Consider the following 20755-nt stretch of genomic DNA (forward strand, 5'->3'; position numbering starts at 1 on the left):
CCCACCCACGAACTGAAACGTGTTCTTATTTCCGGAGGCGCTCGCGCTCGGGTGCCGGACGAGAGAAGGGGATGCACACATGCCGTGGAGTCGTGCCGAGCTCGAAGAGGCCTTCGCGCACTACCAGCGAACCGTCAGCCGCTGCGTCGAACTCGGAGACTGGAACGGCTTCGCCGACCTCTTCACGGAGGACGCCGTGTACGTCGAGCACGCCTTCGGACACTTCGACGGACGCGAGGCCATTCGGAAATGGGTCACGCGCACCATGTCGGCCTTCCCCGGTAGCCGGATGACCGCGTTCCCGGCGAACTGGTACGTGCTCGACGAGGACCGCGGATGGGTCATCTGCGAGATCGACAACCCCATGGAGGATCCCGGCGACGGTTCGGAGCACGCCGCAGCGAACATCACGATCCTGCACTACGCCGGCGACAACCTGTGGTCGCGTGAGGAAGACGCGTACAACCCGATGAATTTCCTCGCCGCGGCCAAGAAGTGGTGTCGCGCAGCGGAAGCCGCTGGCACGCTACCCGACGACGCCCGGGAGTGGCTCACGAGGATGGGTGGGCAACCGGCGGCCTAGCGGTCACCACTGGCCGTAGTCGGGCTTGAGGATGTCGTTGAGATCGATACCGATCCCGTCGACGTTGCTCGCGTCGATCTCGTACTGGTGCAGGTGCGCCGACGGGTGGACGTACCCCTCGGGTGTGCCCCAGTCGTGCTGCCAGTACCACGACCCGAGGCCGGCGAGCACCGCCAGATCCAGCGTCGTGGAGTTGGCGTAGATGCCGGTGTTCGCCTTGCCGACCACTGACTCCCACCCGGCGAGGTACGGGGCGATCATGGTGAGGAAATCGGCGGGCGTGGGATTGTCGTCGATGGACGCGTAAATGGGTCGATCCTCGGAACCTCCTGCGGCGAGATGCAATTCGAGCCCACGCTCCGCGTGCCGCTTGCCCGCCTCGAGACCGCCGCGCCAATCGGCCGTCGGACCCTTGCCGAACTGATAGCACGAGACGACCGACAGTCCGGCGTCGAGCAACGCCTGCGCCTCGTCGGCGAGCATCGGCTTGCCTTCCATCCATTCGGCGCCGGGACGGCGGTCGGACACGTAGCGGATGGCGCCGGCATAACCGGCCTCGAGGATGGCGTCCGCCGACGGCACCCCACCGGCGTAGTCGATCAGGATGCCGAGACTGTCCGCCTTCGCGACGGCGACCGAGGACGTGGTGGACGTGAGCGCCGCGATCCCGGCCACGGCGGATCCCGCTGCCGCGTACCGGAACAGGTCTCTCCGAGAAATCTGCACTGTGGCCCCCATATCCGATCGGTCGCGCTCCGGCGTGTCTCCGACATTCACTCTCGCTCAGTCGGTATGTTGTCCGGTTTGCATTCCACCACACTCACACGGGTCCCGCCAGCCACTTGGACTACATCCGTCACATCGGACACTCGCGACCCGCGCCGAACCGGGCGGCGCAACGCGTCAGCGGAAGAACACCGCAGCCTGGTCGGCCAGATCGAGTGCCCCCTGCGGCAGGATTCCGAGCACCACCGTCACCACCACTCCGACGGCGATGGCCGCGGCGGTGAACATGCTGGGCACCACGATCGTCGGGGCGTCGCTCTGCGGCTCCGAGAAGAACATCAGGACGATGACGCGGACGTAGAAGAACGCCGCGATCGCGCTGCTGACGACACCGACGAGGACGAGCGGAACGGCACCGCCCTCGATGGCGGCCTGGAAGACCGCGAACTTGCTGACGAACCCACTCGTCAGCGGGATTCCGGCGAATGCGAGCAGGAACAGTGCGAAGACCCCGCCGACCAGTGGCGAACGCCGACCCAGCCCCGCCCACCGCGACAGGTCCGTCGCCTCGCCCCGGCTGTCCCGCACCAGGGTGACGACGGCGAACGCGCCGAGTGTGCTGAATCCGTATGCCAGGAGGTAGAACATCGTGGACGACAGACCCGCCCGGTTGGCCGCGATCAGACCGGTGAGGATGAACCCGGCGTGCGCGACCGACGAGTACGCGAGCATCCGCTTGACGTCGTTCTGCGTGACGGCCATGACCGCACCGACCACCATGGTGAGGATGGCGACGCCCCACATCACGGGCCGCCAGTCTGCGCGCAGGTCGGGCAGAGCCACGTAGAAGATGCGCAGCATCGCGCCGACGGCCGCGACCTTGGTGGCCGCCGCCATGAAGGCGGTGATCGGAGTCGGCGCACCCTGATAGACGTCGGGAATCCACGAGTGGAACGGGACGGCGCCGATCTTGAACAGCAGGCCCACCGACAGGAGCGCGGTACCGATCAGCGCCAAAGTCTTGTCGTCGGTGCCCCGGGCGAGCGCGTCCGCGATCCGCGGCAACTCGACGGTGCCAGCGTAGCCGTACAGCAACGCCACACCGAACAGGAAGAATGCCGACGAGAACGCCCCGAGCAGAAAGTATTTGAGGGCGGCCTCCTGCGACAGGAGACGGCGACGCCGCGCCAGCCCGCACAGCAGATACAGGGGCAGCGAGAGCACCTCGAGCGCGACGAACATGGTGAGGAGGTCGTTGGACGCCGGGAACAGGAGCATCCCGCCGACCGCGAACAGGGTGAGGGGAAAGACCTCGGTATGCCCCGGGGCGTTCTTGGTGGCCTCCCGTTCGGCGACACTGCCGGGGACGGCGAACGCCTGCGGGGTGAAGGCGTCGGTTCCGCCTTCCGGCTCGGCTCCGCTCGCGGCTGTGACCTCCGCGGTCGCCACTCGGACCCCACTGTCGACGCTCCGCTCGGCGATCAGCAGGATCGCGGGTATCGAGATCAGCAGGATCGTCCCCTGGAGGAACAGCGTCGGACCGTCGACGGCCACCGCGCCCCCGACCGCGGAGTCGCGGGTCCCGGCGAGCATGACGACGGCCACGAACGCGGCGGTGAGTCCCCCGAGCGCGAGGACGAGATGGCTCGAGTAGCGGCCGCGCCGGGGCAGGAACGCCTCGACGAGCACACCGGCGACGGCCACGCCGAACACGATCAACATGGGTGCCAGCTGACCGTATTCGATGTCCGGCGCTCGCAGCGTCGTGGACTGGGCGAGTACGAGTTCGGAGGTACTCATCGGTGTGTGCCTCCCTCTGGGTCCTGCCCGGCGACGGTGGGTGCAGGATCGTGCTGACCGACGGTGACGAGGACGTGGCCGACCGCGGGGGTGATGACGTCCAGCACGGGCTTGGGGTAGACGCCGAGGACGAGCAGCAGGGCGATCAGCGGTGCCACCACCGCGATCTCACGGCGCACGAGATCGCGGACGGTCTCGTTGCCCTCCTTCAGCGGCCCGGTCATCATCCGCTGATAGAGCCACAGCACGTAGATCGCGGCGAGGACGAGCGCGAAAGTCGCGACCACGGCAGCGATCTGGTAGCGCGAGAACGTGCCCACCAGGACGAGGAACTCGCTGATGAACGGTGCCAGCCCCGGCAGCGACAGCGTTGCGAGGCCCGCCACGAGGAACGTCCCGGCCATCACCGGCGCGACCTTCTGCACGCCGCCGTAGTCGGCGATGAGGCGGGTGCCGCGCCGCGACACCAGGAACCCCGCGATCAGGAACAGCGCCGCGGTCGAGATGCCGTGGTTGACCATGTACAGCGTCGAACCGGCCTGTCCCTGGCTCGTCATGGCGAAGATGCCGAGAATGATGAACCCGAAGTGCGAGATCGACGTGTAGGCGATCAGTCGCATCACGTCGGTCTGACCGATGGCCAGTACCGCGCCGTAGATGATTCCGATTACCGCCAGCACCGTGACGAACGGAGCGAAGTATGCGGACGCCTCCGGGAACATCTGCAGGCAGTACCGCAGCATGCCGAACGTCCCGACCTTGTCCACCACGGCCATCATGAGCACCGCACTCGCAGGGGTGGCTTCCACCGCGGCGCCCGGCAGCCACGTGTGGAACGGCCACAACGGCGCCTTGACCGCGAACGCGAACATGAAACCGAGGAACAGTGCCTTCAGCACGCCGGGGTCGGCGTCCAGCCCTTCGGCGACGATCACCCGGAAGTCGAAGGTGCCGCCGCCGAAGACGTCCTGACGCGCCGTCACCACGTACACCCCGATGACCGCGGCGAGCATGATCAGGCCGCCGAACAGGTTGTAGAGCAGGAACTTCACCGCGGCGTACGACCTCCCCACCCCGCCGAATCCTCCGATCAGGAAGTACATCGGGATGAGCATGGCCTCGAAGAAGATGTAGAAGAGCAGGACGTCGAGGGCGGTGAACGACACGATCACCATCGCCTCGACCATCAGCGTCAGCGCCACGTACGTGTGGGCCATCCGCCGCTGCCCGTAGTCGGGCGCGGTGTCACCGTCGTTCCACCCCGCCAGCAACAGCAGCGGCACCAGAACGGTGGTGAGGAGCACCAGGACGAGCGCTATTCCGTCCAGGCCCAGGATGTACCGGGTGCCGAACGCCGGGATCCAGGCGTGGGATTCCACGAACTGGTACTGCTCGCCGGTCGGATCGAACCGGATCGCCAGCACGACTGCCAGGCACAGCACCACCACGGACACGCCCACGGCGACGGATTTCGCGAGGGCGCGCTTGTGGACGGGCAATGCCAGGACCACACCGGCGCCGACGAGTGGCAGTACCCAGAGGGCGGTCAGCCACGGGAAGCCGCTCACCACAGCCTCACCAGCATCGTGGCGACCAGGAGGGCCGCACCCGCGAACATGAACAGCGCGTACGACCGGACGAACCCGGTCTGCAGGCGCCGCACCCGCATCGACGTTCCGCCGACGAGCGCGGCGAACCCGTTGACGGCACCGTCGACGCCGCTGCCGTCGACGGTCACGAGTGTTCGCGTCAGTTCCTGCCCGGGACGCATCAGCGCCGCCTCGTTGAACGCGTCGCCGTACAGGTCCTTCCGGGCCGCAACAGTGAACGCGGTGACGTCGGCAGGCGCGACCTCGGGGATCGGCTGCCGGGCGTACTGCCGGTAGGCCACCGCGACTCCCGCGAGCACCACCACCAGCGTGAGTGCGGTGATCGCCCACACGGGCAGGGCGGGCTCGCCGTGGTGGGCACCGACCACCGGTTCCAGCCAGTGCTGCAGGGAGGAGCCGACGGCGAGTAGGGCGCCGGCGGCGACCGAGCCCACCGCGAGCAGGATCATCGGCACCGTCATCACCCCTGGCGATTCGTGTGGGTCGGCGACGGGAACATCCCCCTTTTCGTCGCCCGCCCCGGAAGCCCACCGCGGTTGTCCGAAGAAGGTCATCAGCATCACCCTGGTCATGTAGAAGGCGGTGAGTCCCGCGCCGAGCAACGTGACCGTTCCGAGGACGACGCCCTGGACGCCCTCGGCGGCGAACGCCGCTTCGATGATCTTGTCCTTGGAGAAGAAGCCGGAGAACGGCGGAATCCCGATGATGGCCAGGTATCCCAGCCCGAACGTGACGAACGTGATCGGCATGACGGTGCGCAGACCGCCGTAGCGGCGCATGTTCACCTCGTCGTTCATGCCGTGCATCACCGAGCCTGCGCCGAGGAACAGGCCGGCTTTGAAGAAGCCGTGGGTGAGCAGCAGCATGATCGCGAACGCGTACCCGGCCGGTCCCAGACCGGCGGCCAGCACCATGTACCCGATCTGGCTCATCGTGGACGCCGCCAGCGCCTTCTTGATGTCGTCCTTCGCGCAGCCGATGATCGCGCCGAACAGCAGGGTCACCGCCCCGACGATCACCACGGCGAGCTGGGCATTCGGGGCCAGGTCGAAGATCGCGTTGGACCGGACGATCAGATACACACCCGCCGTGACCATGGTCGCGGCGTGGATGAGCGCCGACACCGGTGTCGGGCCCTCCATCGCGTCACCGAGCCAGGACTGCAACGGGACCTGCGCCGATTTGCCGCAGGCGGCGAGCAGCAGCGCGAGCCCGATCGCGGTGAGCACCCCCTCGCTGGCGGCGTCGGCACGCGTGAACACGTCGGCGAATTCGATCGAGCCGAAAGTCGAGAACATGATCATGATCGCGAGGACCAGGCCCATGTCGCCGACGCGGTTGACCACGAACGCCTTCTTCGCGGCCGCCGCCGCGGACGGCTTGTACTGCCAGAACCCGATGAGCAGGTACGAGGCGAGACCGACGCCCTCCCAGCCGACGTACAGGCCCAGGAAGTTGTCGGCCAGCACCAGCAGCAGCATCGCCGCGAGGAACAGGTTGAGGTAGGCGAAGAATCGCCTGCGCTCCGGATCGTGCGCCATGTAGCCGACCGAGTAGATGTGGATCAGCGAACCCACCCCGGTGATCAGCAGAACGAAGCACACGGACAGCTGGTCGAGTTGGAGACCGAAATCCACCTGGAGTTCGCCGACCGGCACCCAGCTGAACAGGGTCTGGTGCACGACCCGCTCGGCGGCATCGCTGCCCAGCATGTCGACGAAGAAGACGACGCCGAGCGCGAAGGAGACCAATGCCGTCGCGCAGCCGAGGAGATGGCCCCACGCATCGCTGCGGCGGCCCACCAGCAGGAGCACGGCGGCGCCGAGGAGGGGCAGAACCGGCAGCAGCCACACGGCCGACGAGAGCGTTCCGCTCATGCCGCACCGCCGATCGGGGCGTCGTCGTCGGGCAAAGTCACCTTCTCGAGGATGTGCGTCATCGGGGACCCGTCAGTTCTTGAGGAGGTTGGCGTCGTCGACGGAAGCCGAACGGCGGGAACGGAAGATGGTCATGATGATCGCCAGACCGACCACGACCTCGGCGGCCGCGACGACCATCGTGAAGAACGCGAAGACCTGACCGTCGAGGTTGCCGTGCATCCGGGCGAACGTCACGAACGCCAGATTCGAGGCGTTGAGCATCAGTTCGATGCACATGAACACGATGATCGCGTTGCGCCGGATCAGCACCCCGGCCGCACCGATCGTGAACAGCAGCGCCGACAGGTAGAGATAGTTCTCGGGGTTCATCGCCGACCCTCCTCGTCTGTCGCACCGGGTTCGGGAGTCGCGACGTCCGCGGTGCCCAGCGCCCTCGCGGGCAGGCTCGGCCGCCGTTCGAGCGACCGGCTGACGGACAGCTCGGAGAATGTGCCGTCGGGCAGCAACGCCGGTATGTCGACCGCGTTGTGCCGCGCGTACACACCCGGACTGGGCAGCGGTGTGACCCGGGCCCCCTCGCGGACGCGGTCCTGGGACAGCTCGCGCTGGTCCTTCCGCCGCTCGAAACGCTCCCGGTGGGCCAGCACCATCGCACCGATGGTCGCGGTGATCAGCAACGCGCCGGTGAGTTCGAAAGCCCACACGTACCGGACGAACACGAGTTCGGCCAGCCCCTCGACGTTGCCTCCCGCGTTGGCCTGATCGAGACCGGTGAACGCGGAGACGGACGCACTGCCGATGCCGCCGATCAGCAGGAGTCCGAATCCCAGCCCCGCCGCGATCGCGGCCACCCGCTGACCGCGGAGGTTCTCGACGAGGGATTCGGAGGAATCGACACCGATGAGCATGAGCACGAACAGGAACAGCATCATGACCGCGCCGGTATACACCACGATCTGTACGACACCGAGGAAGAGCGCGCCCTGGGCGATGTAGAACACGGCCAGGATGATCATGGTCGTCGCGAGGAAGATCGCCGAGTAGACGGCCTTGGTTGCGCTGACCACCCCGAGCGCGCCGATCACCGCCACGGTCGCGAGGACCCAGAACTGCACACCCTCGCCCGTCGAGGTCTGGGTGAAGGGTTCCGCGACCAGTTGGACCGCGGACGGCACCGTGTTCACCACGTCGGCTCTCCTCCCGCGATCACGGCCTGTCCCCCGCCGTGTCCTCGACCTCGGACTCGTCCTGAGCCGCAGCCGCCGCTCCCCCGGTCACCGTGCCGCGGTAATAGTCCTCGGCGGTGGTGCCCGGGGCCATCGGGTGCGGCGACTCGACCATGCCGGGCTCGAGCGGGGCCAGCAGCCGATCCTTCTCGTAGATCAGGCCGGCCCGGTTGTCGTCGGCCATCTCGTACTCGTTGGTCATCGTCAGCGCCCGCGTCGGGCACGCCTCGATGCACAGCCCGCACCCGATGCAGCGCAGGTAGTTGATCTGGTACACCTGGCCGTACCGCTCGCCGGGCGAGAAGCGTTCCTCGTCCGTGTTGTCGGCGCCCTCCACGTAGATGGCGTCGGCGGGGCACGCCCAGGCACACAGTTCGCACCCGATGCACTTCTCCAACCCGTCCGCGTAACGGTTGAGCTGGTGCCTGCCGTGGTAGCGGGCCGCCGTCGGCACCTTCTCCTCCGGGTAGAACTCGGTGTTCGATTTCTTGAACATCGTCGAGAAGGTCACGCCGAAACCCGCTATGGGGCCGAGGAATTTAGTCATCGCTGTTCTCCTGGGTCGATCCGGTGGAGTGCGCGCCGGTGACGGAGACGGGCGTGCGCCGGAACGCAGGCAGCGTCTGACCCGGCATCGGAGGAACCGGGTATCCACCGGCCATGGGGTCGAACGGTTCGAGTGTCTCCGGGGACAATTCGGCGCGTCCCCGCGGCTCGACCGGCTTCTCGGCTGCGCGAACGGGGCCCGGACGCAGCCGCTTCCACAACAGCACCACCACGACGAGGGCCACGACGAGGCCCGCGACGACGAGCGCGATCGTCCGGGCGTCGTACCCCTCGTTGCGGAAGGCCCGGACGGTGGCGACGATCATGACCCACACCAGCGAGATCGGGATGAGGATCTTCCAGCCGAGACCCATGAATTGGTCGTACCGCAGCCTGGGCAGCGTGGCGCGCAGCCAGACGAACACGAACAGGAAGCCCCAGACCTTCAGCGTGAACCACAGCACCGGCCACCACCCGGAATTCGCGCCGTCCCACAGGCTCAGCGGGAACGGGGCGTGCCAGCCGCCGAGGAACAGCGTGGTGGCGAGCGCCGAGACCGTCACCATGTTCACGTACTCGGCGAGCATGAACATCGCGAAGCTCAGCGAGGAGTACTCGGTGTGGAACCCGCCGACCAGTTCGCCTTCGGCCTCGGGCAGGTCGAACGGCGCCCGGTTGGTCTCGCCGACCATCGACGTGACGTAAATGAGGAACGACGGCAGCAGTAGGAAGACGTACCAGGTGTGTTCCTGGGCGGCGACGATGCCCGACGTGGACATCGTTCCGGCGTCCAGGAAGACGGCCGCGAACGACAACGCCATCGCGATCTCGTACGAGATCACCTGCGCCGTCGAGCGCAGCCCTCCCAGCAACGGGTACGTGGAGCCGGACGCCCAGCCGGCGAGGACGATGCCGTAGACGCCGATCGACGTGGCCGCGAGGACGTAGAGGACGGCCACCGGGAGGTCCGTCAGCTGTAGTGGCGTGTAGTGCCCGAAGATCGACACCGCCGGGCCGAACGGGATCACGGCGAACGCCATGAACGCAGGTACCGCGGCGATGACCGGCGCCAGGATGTAGATCGGCTTGTCCACACCCTTCGGGACGATCCCCTCCTTCAGCGCGAGCTTGATGCCGTCGGCGAGACTCTGCAACATTCCCCGCGGGCCCACCCGGTTCGGGCCCACGCGCATCTGCATCCACGCCATGACCTTGCGTTCGGCCAGGATCGTCAGAAGCGGGGTGAGGACGAGGAACACGAAGATGGCCAGGGCCTTGCCGAGCACCAGCCACCACGGGTCGTGCCCGAACAGCGCCGGGTCGGGGTAGACGCCCTCGATCGTCACAGCGGACCTCCCGGAACCATCCCGTTGGTGCCGGCCGCCCGGCGGACGTTCACGACGTCCCCCGCCCGGGCAGCCAGTTGCGGGTAGACAGCCGATCCGGGCGAGTTGAGCGGCAGCCACACCACTCGATCCGGCATGTCGGTGATCACCAACGGCAGGGTGACGGCGCCCCGTTCCGTCGTCACGGTGACCGGATCTCCGTCACCGGCACCCGACTCGGCCGCCGAGGCCGCGGACATCCGCACGACCGGCGTCCGGGCAGTGCCCGCCAGGTGCGGTTCCCCGTCCTGCAGTCGTCCCGAGTCGAGCAGCATCCGCCAGGTGGCGAGCACCGCCTCCCCCGGCCCGGGTTCCCGCCGCGGCGGTTGCGGGTGGCCGGGCGGATCCGGGAAGTCACCGTCCCAGGCGCCGAGCCTCTCCAGTTCGCGCCGTGCGGTCGCGGCGTCCGGAAGACCCAGCGGAACACCCATTTCGCCGGCGATCGCGTGCAGCACCCGCTGATCGGGCATCGACCCGGTGGCGCGGAGGGCGGCGTCGAAATCGCGTGCGCGCCCTTCCCAGTCGAGGAAGGTGCCCGGCTTCTCCATGACCGGTGCGATGGGGAACACCACGTCCGCGCGCTCGCTGATCGCACTGTGCCGCAGTTCCAGACTCACCACGAAACCTGCCGTCTCGACGGCGGCCAACGCGGCCTGCGGGTCGGGGAGATCGTCGGCCTCGACACCGCCGATCAGGAGCGCCCCCAGCGTCTTCGCCTCGGCCGCGGCGAGGATGCCCGCGGTATCCCGGCCTGCCGTCTCCGGCAGGTCTGCGACGTTCCACACCGACGCGACCTGCCGCCGCGCCTCCGGATCGTCCACCGGTCGGCCACCCGGGAGCAGTCCGGGCAGCGCGCCCGCCTCGAGCGCACCGCGTTCGCCGGCCCGTCGCGGCACCCAGGCCAGCCGGGCCCCGGTCTCGTCGGCCAGCCGGACCGCTGCAGACAGGGCCCCCGGCACCCCGGCGAGTCGTTCCCCGACCACGATGACCGCACCCGGCCTGCGCAACAGCTCGGTGACACCGGAGTCCAGATCACCCGTGCGGAGTCCGTCGAGGACCTCCGCCTCCGCATTCGGCGCGGACCGGAGCAGCCGGCCGGACGTCTTCTCCAGGCCACGGGATGTGTACGGCGCGATCGAGTAGACCGGAACGGCCTTCGCCCGCGCGGCCTTGCGCAGGCGGAGGAAGACGATCGGTGATTCCTCCTCCGGCTCGAACGCGGCGAGAAGGACGACCGGCGCGGCGTCGAGATCGTCGTACGTGACCGCGAGTCGCTGTCCCGCCACCCGGGCGGCCAGGAACTCGGCCTCCTCGCCGGAGTGCGCGCGACTGCGGAAGTCGATGTCGTTGGTGCCGAGCGCTGTTCGCGCGAACTTCGCGTAGGCGTAGGCGTCCTCCCATGTCGACCGGCCCCCGACCAGAACACCCGCGTTGCCCCGCGCGGCGGCCAATCCCCGCGCCGCGACGGCCAGGGCCTCGGACCAGGAGGCGGGTGCCAGCGTGCCGTCGTCGCCGCGGACCAACGGGGCGGTGATCCGGTCGCGCTCGGTGGCGTAGGCGAATGCCCACCGCCCCTTGTCGCAATTCCACTCCTCGTTGACCTCGGGATCGTCGCCCGCCAACCGGCGCAGCACCTTCCCCCGCCGGTGATCGGTGCGCTGGGCGCACCCGCTCGCGCAGTGCTCGCAGACGCTGGGGCTGGAGACCAGGTCGAACGGGCGGGCCCGGAACCGGTACGCCGAACCCGTCAGCGCACCCACCGGGCAGATCTGGACGGTGTTGCCGGAGAAGTACGACTCGAACGGTTCCTTCGCGTAGATCCCGACCTGCTGCAGCGCGCCCCGTTCCATGAGTTCGATGAACGGGTCGCCGGCGACCTGCTGCGAGAACCGGGTACACCGCGCGCACAACACACACCGCTCGCGGTCCAACAGGACCTCCGTGGACAGCGGAATCGGTTTGGGGAACGTGCGTTTGACCTCCCCGAAGCGCGACTCCGCGCGCCCGTTGGACATCGCCTGATTCTGCAGGGGGCACTCGCCGCCCTTGTCGCACACCGGGCAGTCCAGGGGATGGTTGATCAGCAGCAACTCCATCACACCCTTCTGCGCCTTGTCGGCGACGGGCGACGTGAGCTGGGTGTGGACGACCATGCCGTCGGTGACGGTCGTGGTGCAGGAAGCGAGCGGCTTGCGCTGCCCCTCCACGTCGACGAGGCACTGACGGCAGGCGCCGACCGGATCGAGCAGCGGGTGGTCGCAAAACCTCGGGATCTGAATGCCGATCATCTCCGCGGCACGAATCACCAACGTGCCCTTGGGAACACTGACCTCGACACCGTCGATGACAACGCTCACTGCGTCAGGGCTCGCTCCGCTCGCGGGCACCGGGGCTTTCACGCCCGCCCTTCCCTCGTCGCTCATTCGCTGCGCCCCCTCGCTCCTCGGTCCAGAACGCGCGGCCTCCGCGCCGTAACATCGCTCGCTACGCTCGCTGGCTTCATGCGTGTACTCCCGCCATGAGCGTGGACTGATGCGGGTCGAACGGGCAGCCGCCCTGCTCGAAGTGTGCGAGGTACTCGTCGCGGAAGTACTTGATGGAAGACATGATCGGGCTGGCCGCACCGTCACCGAGAGCGCAGAACGACTTGCCGAGAATGTTGTCGGCGATGTCGAGCAGCTTCTCCAGATCGGCGTCGGTCCCCTCCCCTCGCTCGAGCCGCTCCAGGATCTGCACCAGCCAATAGGTGCCTTCCCGGCAGGGCGTGCACTTGCCACAAGACTCGTGCGCATAAAACTCGGTCCAGCGCAGCACGGCACGCACCACGCACGTGGTCTCGTCGAAGATCTGCAAAGCCTTGGTGCCCAACATCGACCCGGCGGCCCCCACACCCTCGTAGTCGAGGGCGACGTCGAGGTGCTCGTCGGTGAAGATCGGTGTCGAGGAACCGCCCGGAGTCCAGAACTTCAACCGGTGCCCGGCGCGGACTCCACCCGCGTACTCGAGCAACTCCCGCAGGGTGATTCCGAGCGGGGCCTCGTACTGTCCGGGCTTCGTCACGTGCCCGGACAGGGAATACAGGGTGAAGCCGGGCGACTTCTCGCTGCCCATCGACCGGAACCACTCGATGCCGTTCACGATGATCGGCGGGACGCTCGCAATCGACTCGACGTTGTTGACGACGGTCGGTGACGCGTAGAGACCGGCCACCGCGGGGAACGGCGGACGCAACCGAGGCTGACCGCGGCGACCCTCCAGCGAATCGAGCAGCGCCGTCTCCTCCCCGCAGATGTACGCCCCCGCACCCGCATGCACGACCAGTTCGAGGTCGAAACCGCTGCCCAGGATGTTCGTGCCGAGGTAGCCCGCCGCATACGCCTCCGCGACCGCGGCCTGCAGCCGGCGCAGCACCGGCACCACCTCACCGCGCACATAGATGAAGGCGTGCCCTGCGCGGATCGCGTACGCCGCGATGATGACGCCCTCGACGAGCGCGTGCGGCGTCGCCAGCATGAGCGGCATGTCCTTGCAGGTGCCGGGTTCCGACTCGTCGGCATTGACCACGAGGTAGTGCGGCTTGTCGTCGCCCTGCGGGATGAACGACCATTTCATCCCGGTCGGGAACCCGGCACCACCACGACCCCGCAGTCCGGCCTCCTTGACGGTCGAGATGACCTCGTCCGGGTCCATGCGCAGCGCCTTCTGCAGGCCCTCGTACCCGTCGTGGCGACGGTACGTGTCGAGGGTCCACGACTCGGGCTCGTCCCAGTAGCGGCTCAGGACAGGGGTCAGCGGCATGTCAGTCTCCCTTTCGACCCGGGTCGGTGGCCGCCGGATCCGTCTCCGAGGTGGACCGCTCCGCAGGCACCGTCGCGGACGGGGCAGGCGCCGGCTGGTCCTTCGCCGATTCCGCCGCCACCGGCTCGGTGTTCCGCGACGACGGCTCCGGGATCAGCGACGTCTCCGCCGGATCCGGCGCCGTCATGCCCCGTTCGTGCGCCACACGCAGGCCGGCCAGTGTGGCGTCGCCCGCGGTGCCGCCCTCTGCCGACGCGCCGGGACGCTCGTCGGGGAACCCGGCGAGAATGCGGGCCGTCTCCCGGAACGTGCACAGCGCCGCACCGCGGCTCGGCGACACCCGCTCCCCCGAACGCAGGGAATCGACGAGTGATCGAGCCGACTCCGGGGTCTGATTGTCGAAGAACTCCCAGTTGACCATCACCACCGGGGCGTAATCGCACGCCGCATTGCACTCGATGTGCTCCAGCGTCACCTTGCCGTCCTCGGACGTGCCACCGTGCGGCAGGTCGAGATGCTCCTCCAGCGCGGCGAGGATCGCGTCGCCGCCCATGATCGCGCACAACGTGTTGGTGCACACTCCGACGTAGTAGTCGCCCGTCGGGTCGCGCCGGTACATCGAATAGAAGGTCGCCACCGCAGCCACCTCCGCGCCGGTCAACCCGAGCCGGCCGGCACAGAACTCGATCCCCGCCGGCGTTATACACCCGTCCTCCGCCTGCACCAGATGCAGCAGCGGCAGCAGCGCGGACCGCGAATTCGGGTAACGCCCGATGACGACGTCGGCATCGGCGTCCAGCCGCGCACCGACCTCCGGCGGATACTCCTCACGCGCACCCGGCCGCACCAACAGCCCGTTCTCCTCCGGCCGGGGTCCGAACTCGATGAAGACTTGTGCGCTTCGGCTCGCTACGCTCGCGGGTCCCTGGGCTTGGTCGTGCGCTCTTCCCTCGATACTCACTCGCTGCGCTCCCTCGCTCCTCGATCCAGACCACACGGCCCACCCACCGAGCTCCTTGGCAGGGGCCTCATCGGTCCACGCCCCCCATCACCGGATCGATGCTCGCAACCGCCGCAATGACATCCGCAACCATGCCGCCCTCACACGTAGCCGCCACCGACTGCAGGTTCGTGAACGACGGATCCCGGAAATGCACCCGGAACGGGCGGGTGCCGCCGTCGCTCACCATGTGCACACCGAGCTCACCCCGCGGCGACTCCACCGCCACATACACCTGCCCCGGCGGCACCCGGAAACCCTCCGTCACCAACTTGAAGTGATGAATCAGCGACTCCATCGAAGAGTCCATGATCTCGCGGACGTGCCCGGGCGAATTACCCAGACCGTCGGGACCCAACGTCAGATCCGCCGGCCACGCGATCTTTTTGTCCTCCGCCATGATCGGGCCCGGTCGCAACTTGTCGAGGCACTGCTCGACGATCTTCAGCGACTCCTTCATCTCGTCGACCCGGATCAAATAGCGGCCGTACGCGTCACACCCCGTATCGGTACTGACGTCGAACTCGTAGTTCTCGTAACCGCAATACGGCTGCGACTTCCGCAGATCGTGCGGCAGACCCGTCGCCCGCAGCATCGGACCCGTGATACCGAGCGCCATGCACCCCGTGAGATCGAGATACCCGATACCCTGCGTACGCCCCTTCCAGATGCGGTTGTCGTTGAGCAGATTCTCCATGTCCCGCAGCCGTTCCGGCATCAACGCGAGCAACTCGCGCACCTTCTCCACCGCACCCTCCGGCAGATCCTGCGACAACCCGCCCGGCCGGATATACGCATGATTCATGCGGAGACCCGTGATCATCTCGAACACGTCCAGAACCAGCTCACGTTCCCGGAAACCGAACAACATCGCCGTGACCGCCCCCAACTCCATACCACCCGTGGCCAACGCCACCAGATGCGAGGAGATGCGGTTGAGCTCCATCAACATCACCCGGATGACACTCGCCCGCTCCGGCACCTCATCCGTGATGTCCAGCAACTTCTCCACACCGAGGCAATACGCCGTCTCGTTGAAGAACGGCGACAGGTAATCCATCCGCGTCACGAACGTCACGCCCTGCGTCCACGTCCGGTACTCGAGGTTCTTCTCGATCCCCGTATGCAGATAACCGATACCGCACCGGGCCTCCGTGACCGTCTCACCCTCGATCTCCAAGATGAGCCGCAACACCCCATGCGTCGACGGATGCTGCGGACCCATATTGACGACGATCCGCTCCTCGGCGCCCTCCGAACCCGCATCACCCGACGACGCCTTCACCGCATCGACGACCTCGTCCCAATCCTGACCGGCGACAGTGAAAACCGTGTCCTCGCTCATCAGTTGTACCCCCGCCGCTCGTCCGGCGGCGCGATCTCCGCGCCCTTGTACTCGACGGGAATGCCGCCGAGCGGATAATCCTTCCGCTGCGGATGACCCGGCCAGTCATCCGGCATCTCGATCCGGGTCAACGACGGATGACCATCGAACACGATCCCGAAGAAGTCGTACGTCTCCCGCTCGTGCCAATCATTCGTCGGATACACCTCGTACAACGACGGGATGTGCGGATCCGCATCCGGTGCCGCCACCTCCAAACGAATCCGACGATTGTGCGTGATCGACAACAACGGATACACCGCATGCAACTCCCGGCCCGCATCCTGCGGGAAATGCACACCATTCACACCCAGACACATCTCGAACCGCAGATCCGGCTCATCACGCAATGCCCGCGCCACCAACGGCAAAAACTCCCGCCGCACACCGAACGTCACCTCACCCCGAAACACCACAACCGACTCGATCGCCACCTCGAAACCCACACCCGAGTCCGCCAACGCCGCCCCCAGCCCATCCGCGACCTCGTCGAAATACCCGCCATACGGCCGCGGCGTACTTCCCGGCAACAACACCGGACGCACCAACCGCCCATACCCCGACGTATCCCCACTACCCCGCACCCCGAACAGTCCCTTGCGCACACCGATCTGTTCTGTAACTCGGCTCGCTTTGCTCGCGGGTGCCGGGGCTTGGTCGTGCGGTCTTCCTTCGTCACTCACTCGCTACGCTCCCTCGCTCCTCGGTCCAGACCGCACGGCCCCGGCACCAACCGCTCGGTTCGCTTCGCTCCCTCGAACCACGGCCCGGCTCCAACCTGCCCGGTTCGCTTCGCTCCCTCGTTTCCGCGCCGGTCATCTCAGGAGGCCCTTCATCTGGATGGTGGGGGTGGCGGCCAGCGCCGCCTGCTCCGCCGCCCGCGCCACCTCCTCGCGATGAACGCCGAGCGGCATCTGCTGGATCTTCTCGTGCAAGGTGAGGATCGCGTTCAGCAACATCTCCGGCCGCGGCGGGCACCCCGGCAGATAGATGTCCACCGGCACGATGTGGTCGACGCCTTGCACGATCGCGTAGTTGTTGAACATGCCGCCCGACGACGCGCAGACGCCCATCGCCAGCACCCACTTCGGCTCCACCATCTGGTCGTAGATCTGCCGCAGCACCGGCGCCATCTTCTGGCTCACCCGGCCGGCCACGATCATCAGGTCCGCCTGCCGCGGCGACGCCCGGAACGCCTCCATGCCGAAACGGGCGATGTCGAAGCGTCCGCCTGCGGTGGCCATCATCTCGATCGCGCAGCAGGCGAGCCCGAAACTCGCCGGCCACAGCGAGCCCTTGCGGACATAGCCCGCGAGCCCTTCGACCGTGGTCAGCAGGAAGCCACTCGGCAGCTTCTCCTCGATGCCCATATCCGACTCTTCTCTTCCGACTTAGCTTTTGGATCGCTGACGGGACCGATCAGTCCCAACTGAGACCGCCACGCCGCCACTCGTACGCGTAGGCGACGGAGACGTTGAAGATGAACAGGGCCATGGCCCCGAGACCGAAGAAGCCGAGAGCATCGAAGTGAACTGCCCACGGATAGAGGAACACGATCTCGATGTCGAAAATGATGAAGAGCATGGCCGTCAGGTAATACTTCACCGGGATGCGGCCGGCACCCAGAGGCGAGAGTGTCGGCTCGATGCCGCACTCGTAGGCGTCGAGCTTGGCACGGTTGTAGCGCCTCGGACCGACGATCCTCGCCACGATCACGGAGAAGACCGCGAACGCGACCGCAATCGCCCCGAGCACGAGGATCGGCACATAGACATTCATGCCGTCTCAGCTCCCCTCTTCCCGAGCCTGTCCGCCCGATTCCCGGACGGTCGTTTCCGAAGCTACGCTCTTGTGAGTTATGCCACAGCGTACAAGGGAAGTCGTCGAGCCCGGTCGATTTGACCGTGCGAGTTCCAGGCGATCTCGAAGCACGGAAAACCCCTGCGGCACAGGCGCTCGATGCACCTTCACGCGGCGGGAAACGGAGTCAGGCGAGCCTAAGCTGAGAGGCGGGTGCGCAGCAGCGCTATGACCGCTTCGGACAACCGGATCGGGTCGAGCGGGTGCGGCACCGCGGCCTCGGCCCGCGACCAGGTGGCCAGCCAGGCGTCGTCCGGGCGGCCGGTCAGGACCAGGATCGGGGGGCAGTCGTCGATCTCGTCCTTCAACTGCTTCGCGATCCCCATCCCGCCCGCGGGCACCGCTTCCCCATCGAGGACGGCAAGGTCGATACCGCCGGCATCCATCTGCCGGATCACCACGGCTGCGGTCGCCACCTCGACGTACTCCAACTCCGGAAGGTCGGGGTGCGGACGCGTCCCCAGCGCCAGAACGACCTTCTGGCGAGTGGTCGCATCGTCGCTGTAGACGAGGACACGCAACCGATCAGGACGGCTGGTGTGGGCGGTCGCGTCGGTCACGGACCCGATGCTACCGGTACCCCGCCCTCCAGACCGGCGGCTCGCGTCGATCGAAAAACGGCGCGTCGACATCGAATTGGTTCCACCGGCGGCGCGAGCCGCCCGGCTACAGCTTCTCGGCGATGGCGAGCGCCGTCGAGCCGAGCTTCGGCAGGCGGAGATCTGCGATGGGGGTCAGCATGTTGCCGAGCCGGTTGGTGACGAAGGCGATCGACAGCCCGGAGTCGGCGTCGGCGAACGCACCCGACCCACCCAACCCGTAGTGCCCGAAAGTATTCGACGGCTGCCTGCGACGTGCCACCATCCCCGCGTGGTAGCCGAGCCGCCAGTTCATCGGAATGCCCAGGACGTAGTCGCGGGCCGTCGTCTGCACCTGACTCAGCTGCGCCACGACGTCCGGTGGGAGGAACTCCCCACCGCCGACGGTTCCGCCGTTCGCCAGCGCCCCGTACATCCGCGCCAGCGCGCGGGCGCTGAACACGCCGTTCCACCCGGGCATCACGCTGTCGTGGATCGCGGGGTTGCGGACGAGGGCATCGAATCCGGCGGGCATGCCGGCGTCGGCCACGTTGCGCAGACCGGGCAGCCGCGACATCGCGAACGACGTGGCACCCCACGGAACGCCGAACGGGTTGATGTGCGGGAAGGTCCTCGCGATCCGGGCACGCTCGGCCGGCGGCACCTCGTACCAGAACTCCTTCACCCCGAGCGGTTCGGCGACCTCGGTGCGGACCAGTTCCGTGAAGGGTTTCCCGGCCGCGCGGGACGTCAGTTCGGCGACGAGCGAACCGAACGTCACCGCGTGATAGCCGGGGACCTTCAGCCGCCGCTGATCCGGGGTTGCCGCGGCCAGTGCGGCGCTGACCAGGGAATGGTCCATCAGACTCAGCGGTCCGGGCACGAGCCCGCGTACCCGGTGCAGCCCGGCGCGATGCGACAGCAGTTCGCGCACCGTGATCTCGTCCTTGCCCTCGGCGGCGAACTCGGGCCAGTACTGCGCCACCGGCGTGTCGTAGTCGACGATCCCGCGTCCCGCGAGACGGTGCAGCACGGTGGACGCGACACCCTTGCCGGTGGAGAACGTGAGGGTGACGGTGTCGTCCTGCCAGAACGTGTCGCGGCTGGCCCATCCTGCCCACACGTCGACGACCGGTTCACCGTGGAGATAGACGGCCAGCGCGCCGCCGCCCTGGCTGCTGTCGTGGAAGAGTCGGAAGAACTGGTCGACGAGCATCCCGAAGCGACGGTCCGCGAGCATCCCGGCGGGCGGCCGTGCCCTGTGGCCCTTCAACGGCCACGGCGCCGTGGTCGTCATTACGACTTCCCTCGATCGTCTTTCACGTCAGCGACATGTGTATTTAACTTCCTCTTTACACACGAGAAGACGGTGTCGGCACCGCTTCAGGGCCTGCGTGATCGCTTCGTGGCCATACCGCAACGGGAAAGAGTGTCCGGGCGCCGGGTAGGTGACCCGGCGCTCATCATTTCGGCTCCAGCGAGTGGAAATAATCGGACCTGACCTCGACGTCCTCGACGAGACGCGTGGTGGTCTGGACACCCAGTGAATGCTCCTTCAACAGGTCGCACAGCCGGTCGCCGTCGATGAGGTCGATCGGCGGCGCACCGTCCCTCTTGGACTCCGTGCGGGCGTCACCGGTGAAGGTTCCGGTGGTGATGAGCAGGCCCTTCTCGCCGCGGCCCGCCATCGCGCCGCGGAAATCGCGCACCGCACCCGCCCCGACGCTGCCGCTGTAGCGCTTGCACTGGAAGAACACGGGGAAACTGAGCAGCGACAACTGGTACACGCCGAGTCCCTCGATGTCCCCGTCGCCGCCGCGACCGGTGACGGATGCGCTCGAGAACCCGGCCTCCCGCAGCAACCGCTGGGTCAGCCGCTCGAACGCGGGCGGCGACATCTTCAGGACCGTGTCGAGCAGGAGGTCCTTCCAGTCGGCGTCGTTCTCGGCCTCGGCGATGTTGGCATCCGGTTCGTCGTTGCGTCGGGACGCCGCCTTCGCCGATTTGCGGGCAGCATTCTTCTTGCGGTTCTCGGCGGAGAACTCGGCGTGCAGGGGGCGGATCTCGCTCTCGGCGACCTCGCGGCCCTTCTCCGTCACGCTCCACACCCCGCGCCGGCTGTTCGTGAGCAGACCCATCCCCTTGAGGTAGGTGCGTGCCCACGCCAAGCGGTACTCGATCTCGGTGCTCGGACCGTCACCGTGCAGCACCCCCTGCACGTCGGACGAAAGTCCTTCTCGCTCAACGACGGCGCTGTCGAGTTCCTCGTTGGACGCCGAACCACCGAGAGCAATGGCAGCCTGAAGCGCTGGCCAGAGGAGGTCGACGTACTGAGGAACGTGAACAGTCATGGCCACAAGCATGCCGGAATCCACCCGG

At 67.4% G+C, this 20755-nt stretch carries 19 protein-coding genes; 1 reads left to right on the forward strand and 18 read right to left on the reverse strand.

The features are described 5' to 3' along the window. Positions 1–79: 79 nt before the first annotated feature. A complete protein-coding gene (locus tag QM841_RS06315; RefSeq protein ID WP_283331319.1) occupies positions 80–583 on the forward strand; it encodes a nuclear transport factor 2 family protein in 504 nt (167 codons plus the stop codon). 3 nt (positions 584–586) lie between these two features. Here QM841_RS06315 and QM841_RS06320 read toward each other — a convergent pair whose 3' ends face one another. The 18 genes from QM841_RS06320 to QM841_RS06405 all read right to left on the reverse strand — a co-directional run bounded on the left by QM841_RS06320 (position 587) and on the right by QM841_RS06405 (position 20739). Continuing rightward, positions 587–1321, reverse strand: coding sequence for a DUF1906 domain-containing protein (locus tag QM841_RS06320; RefSeq protein ID WP_280781593.1), 735 nt, complete (start codon positions 1319–1321; stop codon positions 587–589). Positions 1322–1486: 165 nt separating this feature from the next. After that, complete coding sequence (nuoN, locus tag QM841_RS06325) at positions 1487–3109, reverse strand: NADH-quinone oxidoreductase subunit NuoN (protein ID WP_283331320.1); 1623 nt, start codon at positions 3107–3109, stop codon at positions 1487–1489. After that, the gene (locus QM841_RS06330; protein ID WP_280781591.1) at positions 3106–4677 is read right to left on the reverse strand and encodes an NADH-quinone oxidoreductase subunit M; all 1572 of its coding nucleotides are present in this window, start codon (positions 4675–4677) and stop codon (positions 3106–3108) included. Before QM841_RS06330 ends, nuoN begins: the two co-directional genes overlap by 4 nt. Beyond that, positions 4674–6596, reverse strand: coding sequence for an NADH-quinone oxidoreductase subunit L (gene nuoL / locus QM841_RS06335; RefSeq protein WP_280781590.1), 1923 nt, complete (start codon positions 6594–6596; stop codon positions 4674–4676). The genes QM841_RS06330 and nuoL overlap by 4 nt, the downstream gene beginning before the upstream one ends. A gap of 72 nt (positions 6597–6668) precedes the next feature. Further along, a complete protein-coding gene (gene nuoK, locus QM841_RS06340) occupies positions 6669–6968 on the reverse strand; it encodes an NADH-quinone oxidoreductase subunit NuoK (protein WP_005239116.1) in 300 nt (99 codons plus the stop codon). After that, entirely contained in the window at positions 6965–7786 is an 822-nt protein-coding gene (locus tag QM841_RS06345) for an NADH-quinone oxidoreductase subunit J (protein ID WP_283331321.1), read from the reverse strand. Before QM841_RS06345 ends, nuoK begins: the two co-directional genes overlap by 4 nt. Before the next feature lie 19 nt (positions 7787–7805). Beyond that, positions 7806–8372, reverse strand: coding sequence for an NADH-quinone oxidoreductase subunit NuoI (nuoI, locus tag QM841_RS06350; RefSeq protein ID WP_164061114.1), 567 nt, complete (start codon positions 8370–8372; stop codon positions 7806–7808). Then, positions 8365–9717 (reverse strand): NADH-quinone oxidoreductase subunit NuoH, encoded by a 1353-nt coding sequence (gene nuoH, locus QM841_RS06355; RefSeq protein ID WP_283331322.1) that lies wholly within the window; start codon positions 9715–9717, stop codon positions 8365–8367. Before nuoH ends, nuoI begins: the two co-directional genes overlap by 8 nt. Further along, entirely contained in the window at positions 9714–12179 is a 2466-nt protein-coding gene (locus QM841_RS06360; protein WP_283331323.1) for an NADH-quinone oxidoreductase subunit G, read from the reverse strand. Before QM841_RS06360 ends, nuoH begins: the two co-directional genes overlap by 4 nt. A 76-nt stretch (positions 12180–12255) precedes the next feature. After that, complete coding sequence (gene nuoF / locus QM841_RS06365; protein WP_280781586.1) at positions 12256–13554, reverse strand: NADH-quinone oxidoreductase subunit NuoF; 1299 nt, start codon at positions 13552–13554, stop codon at positions 12256–12258. A gap of 1 nt (position 13555) precedes the next feature. Continuing rightward, positions 13556–14515, reverse strand: coding sequence for an NADH-quinone oxidoreductase subunit NuoE (gene nuoE, locus QM841_RS06370; RefSeq protein ID WP_418342157.1), 960 nt, complete (start codon positions 14513–14515; stop codon positions 13556–13558). Between the two features lie 67 nt (positions 14516–14582). Further along, positions 14583–15899, reverse strand: a complete 1317-nt coding sequence (gene nuoD, locus QM841_RS06375; protein ID WP_280781585.1) for an NADH dehydrogenase (quinone) subunit D — start codon at positions 15897–15899, stop codon at positions 14583–14585. Beyond that, positions 15899–16621 carry an NADH-quinone oxidoreductase subunit C gene (locus QM841_RS06380; protein WP_418342158.1) on the reverse strand — a complete coding sequence of 241 codons (723 nt, stop codon included), beginning with the start codon at positions 16619–16621 and terminating at the stop codon, positions 15899–15901. The genes nuoD and QM841_RS06380 overlap by 1 nt, the downstream gene beginning before the upstream one ends. Before the next feature lie 132 nt (positions 16622–16753). Continuing rightward, positions 16754–17308 (reverse strand): NuoB/complex I 20 kDa subunit family protein, encoded by a 555-nt coding sequence (locus QM841_RS06385; RefSeq protein ID WP_005239105.1) that lies wholly within the window; start codon positions 17306–17308, stop codon positions 16754–16756. 49 nt (positions 17309–17357) lie between these two features. Further along, positions 17358–17717 carry an NADH-quinone oxidoreductase subunit A gene (locus QM841_RS06390; protein WP_005239104.1) on the reverse strand — a complete coding sequence of 120 codons (360 nt, stop codon included), beginning with the start codon at positions 17715–17717 and terminating at the stop codon, positions 17358–17360. Positions 17718–17935: 218 nt separating this feature from the next. Further along, the gene (locus QM841_RS06395; RefSeq protein ID WP_280781584.1) at positions 17936–18358 is read right to left on the reverse strand and encodes an Rv3143 family two-component system response regulator; all 423 of its coding nucleotides are present in this window, start codon (positions 18356–18358) and stop codon (positions 17936–17938) included. Between the two features lie 106 nt (positions 18359–18464). After that, complete coding sequence (locus tag QM841_RS06400; protein ID WP_280781583.1) at positions 18465–19673, reverse strand: serine hydrolase domain-containing protein; 1209 nt, start codon at positions 19671–19673, stop codon at positions 18465–18467. 166 nt (positions 19674–19839) lie between these two features. Then, positions 19840–20739, reverse strand: a complete 900-nt coding sequence (locus QM841_RS06405; RefSeq protein WP_005253670.1) for a restriction endonuclease — start codon at positions 20737–20739, stop codon at positions 19840–19842. Between the last annotated feature and the right edge of the window lie 16 nt (positions 20740–20755).

It is taken from the genome of Rhodococcus sp. IEGM 1307, from assembly GCF_030056915.1.
Classification (GTDB): domain Bacteria; phylum Actinomycetota; class Actinomycetes; order Mycobacteriales; family Mycobacteriaceae; genus Rhodococcus_F; species Rhodococcus_F opacus_D.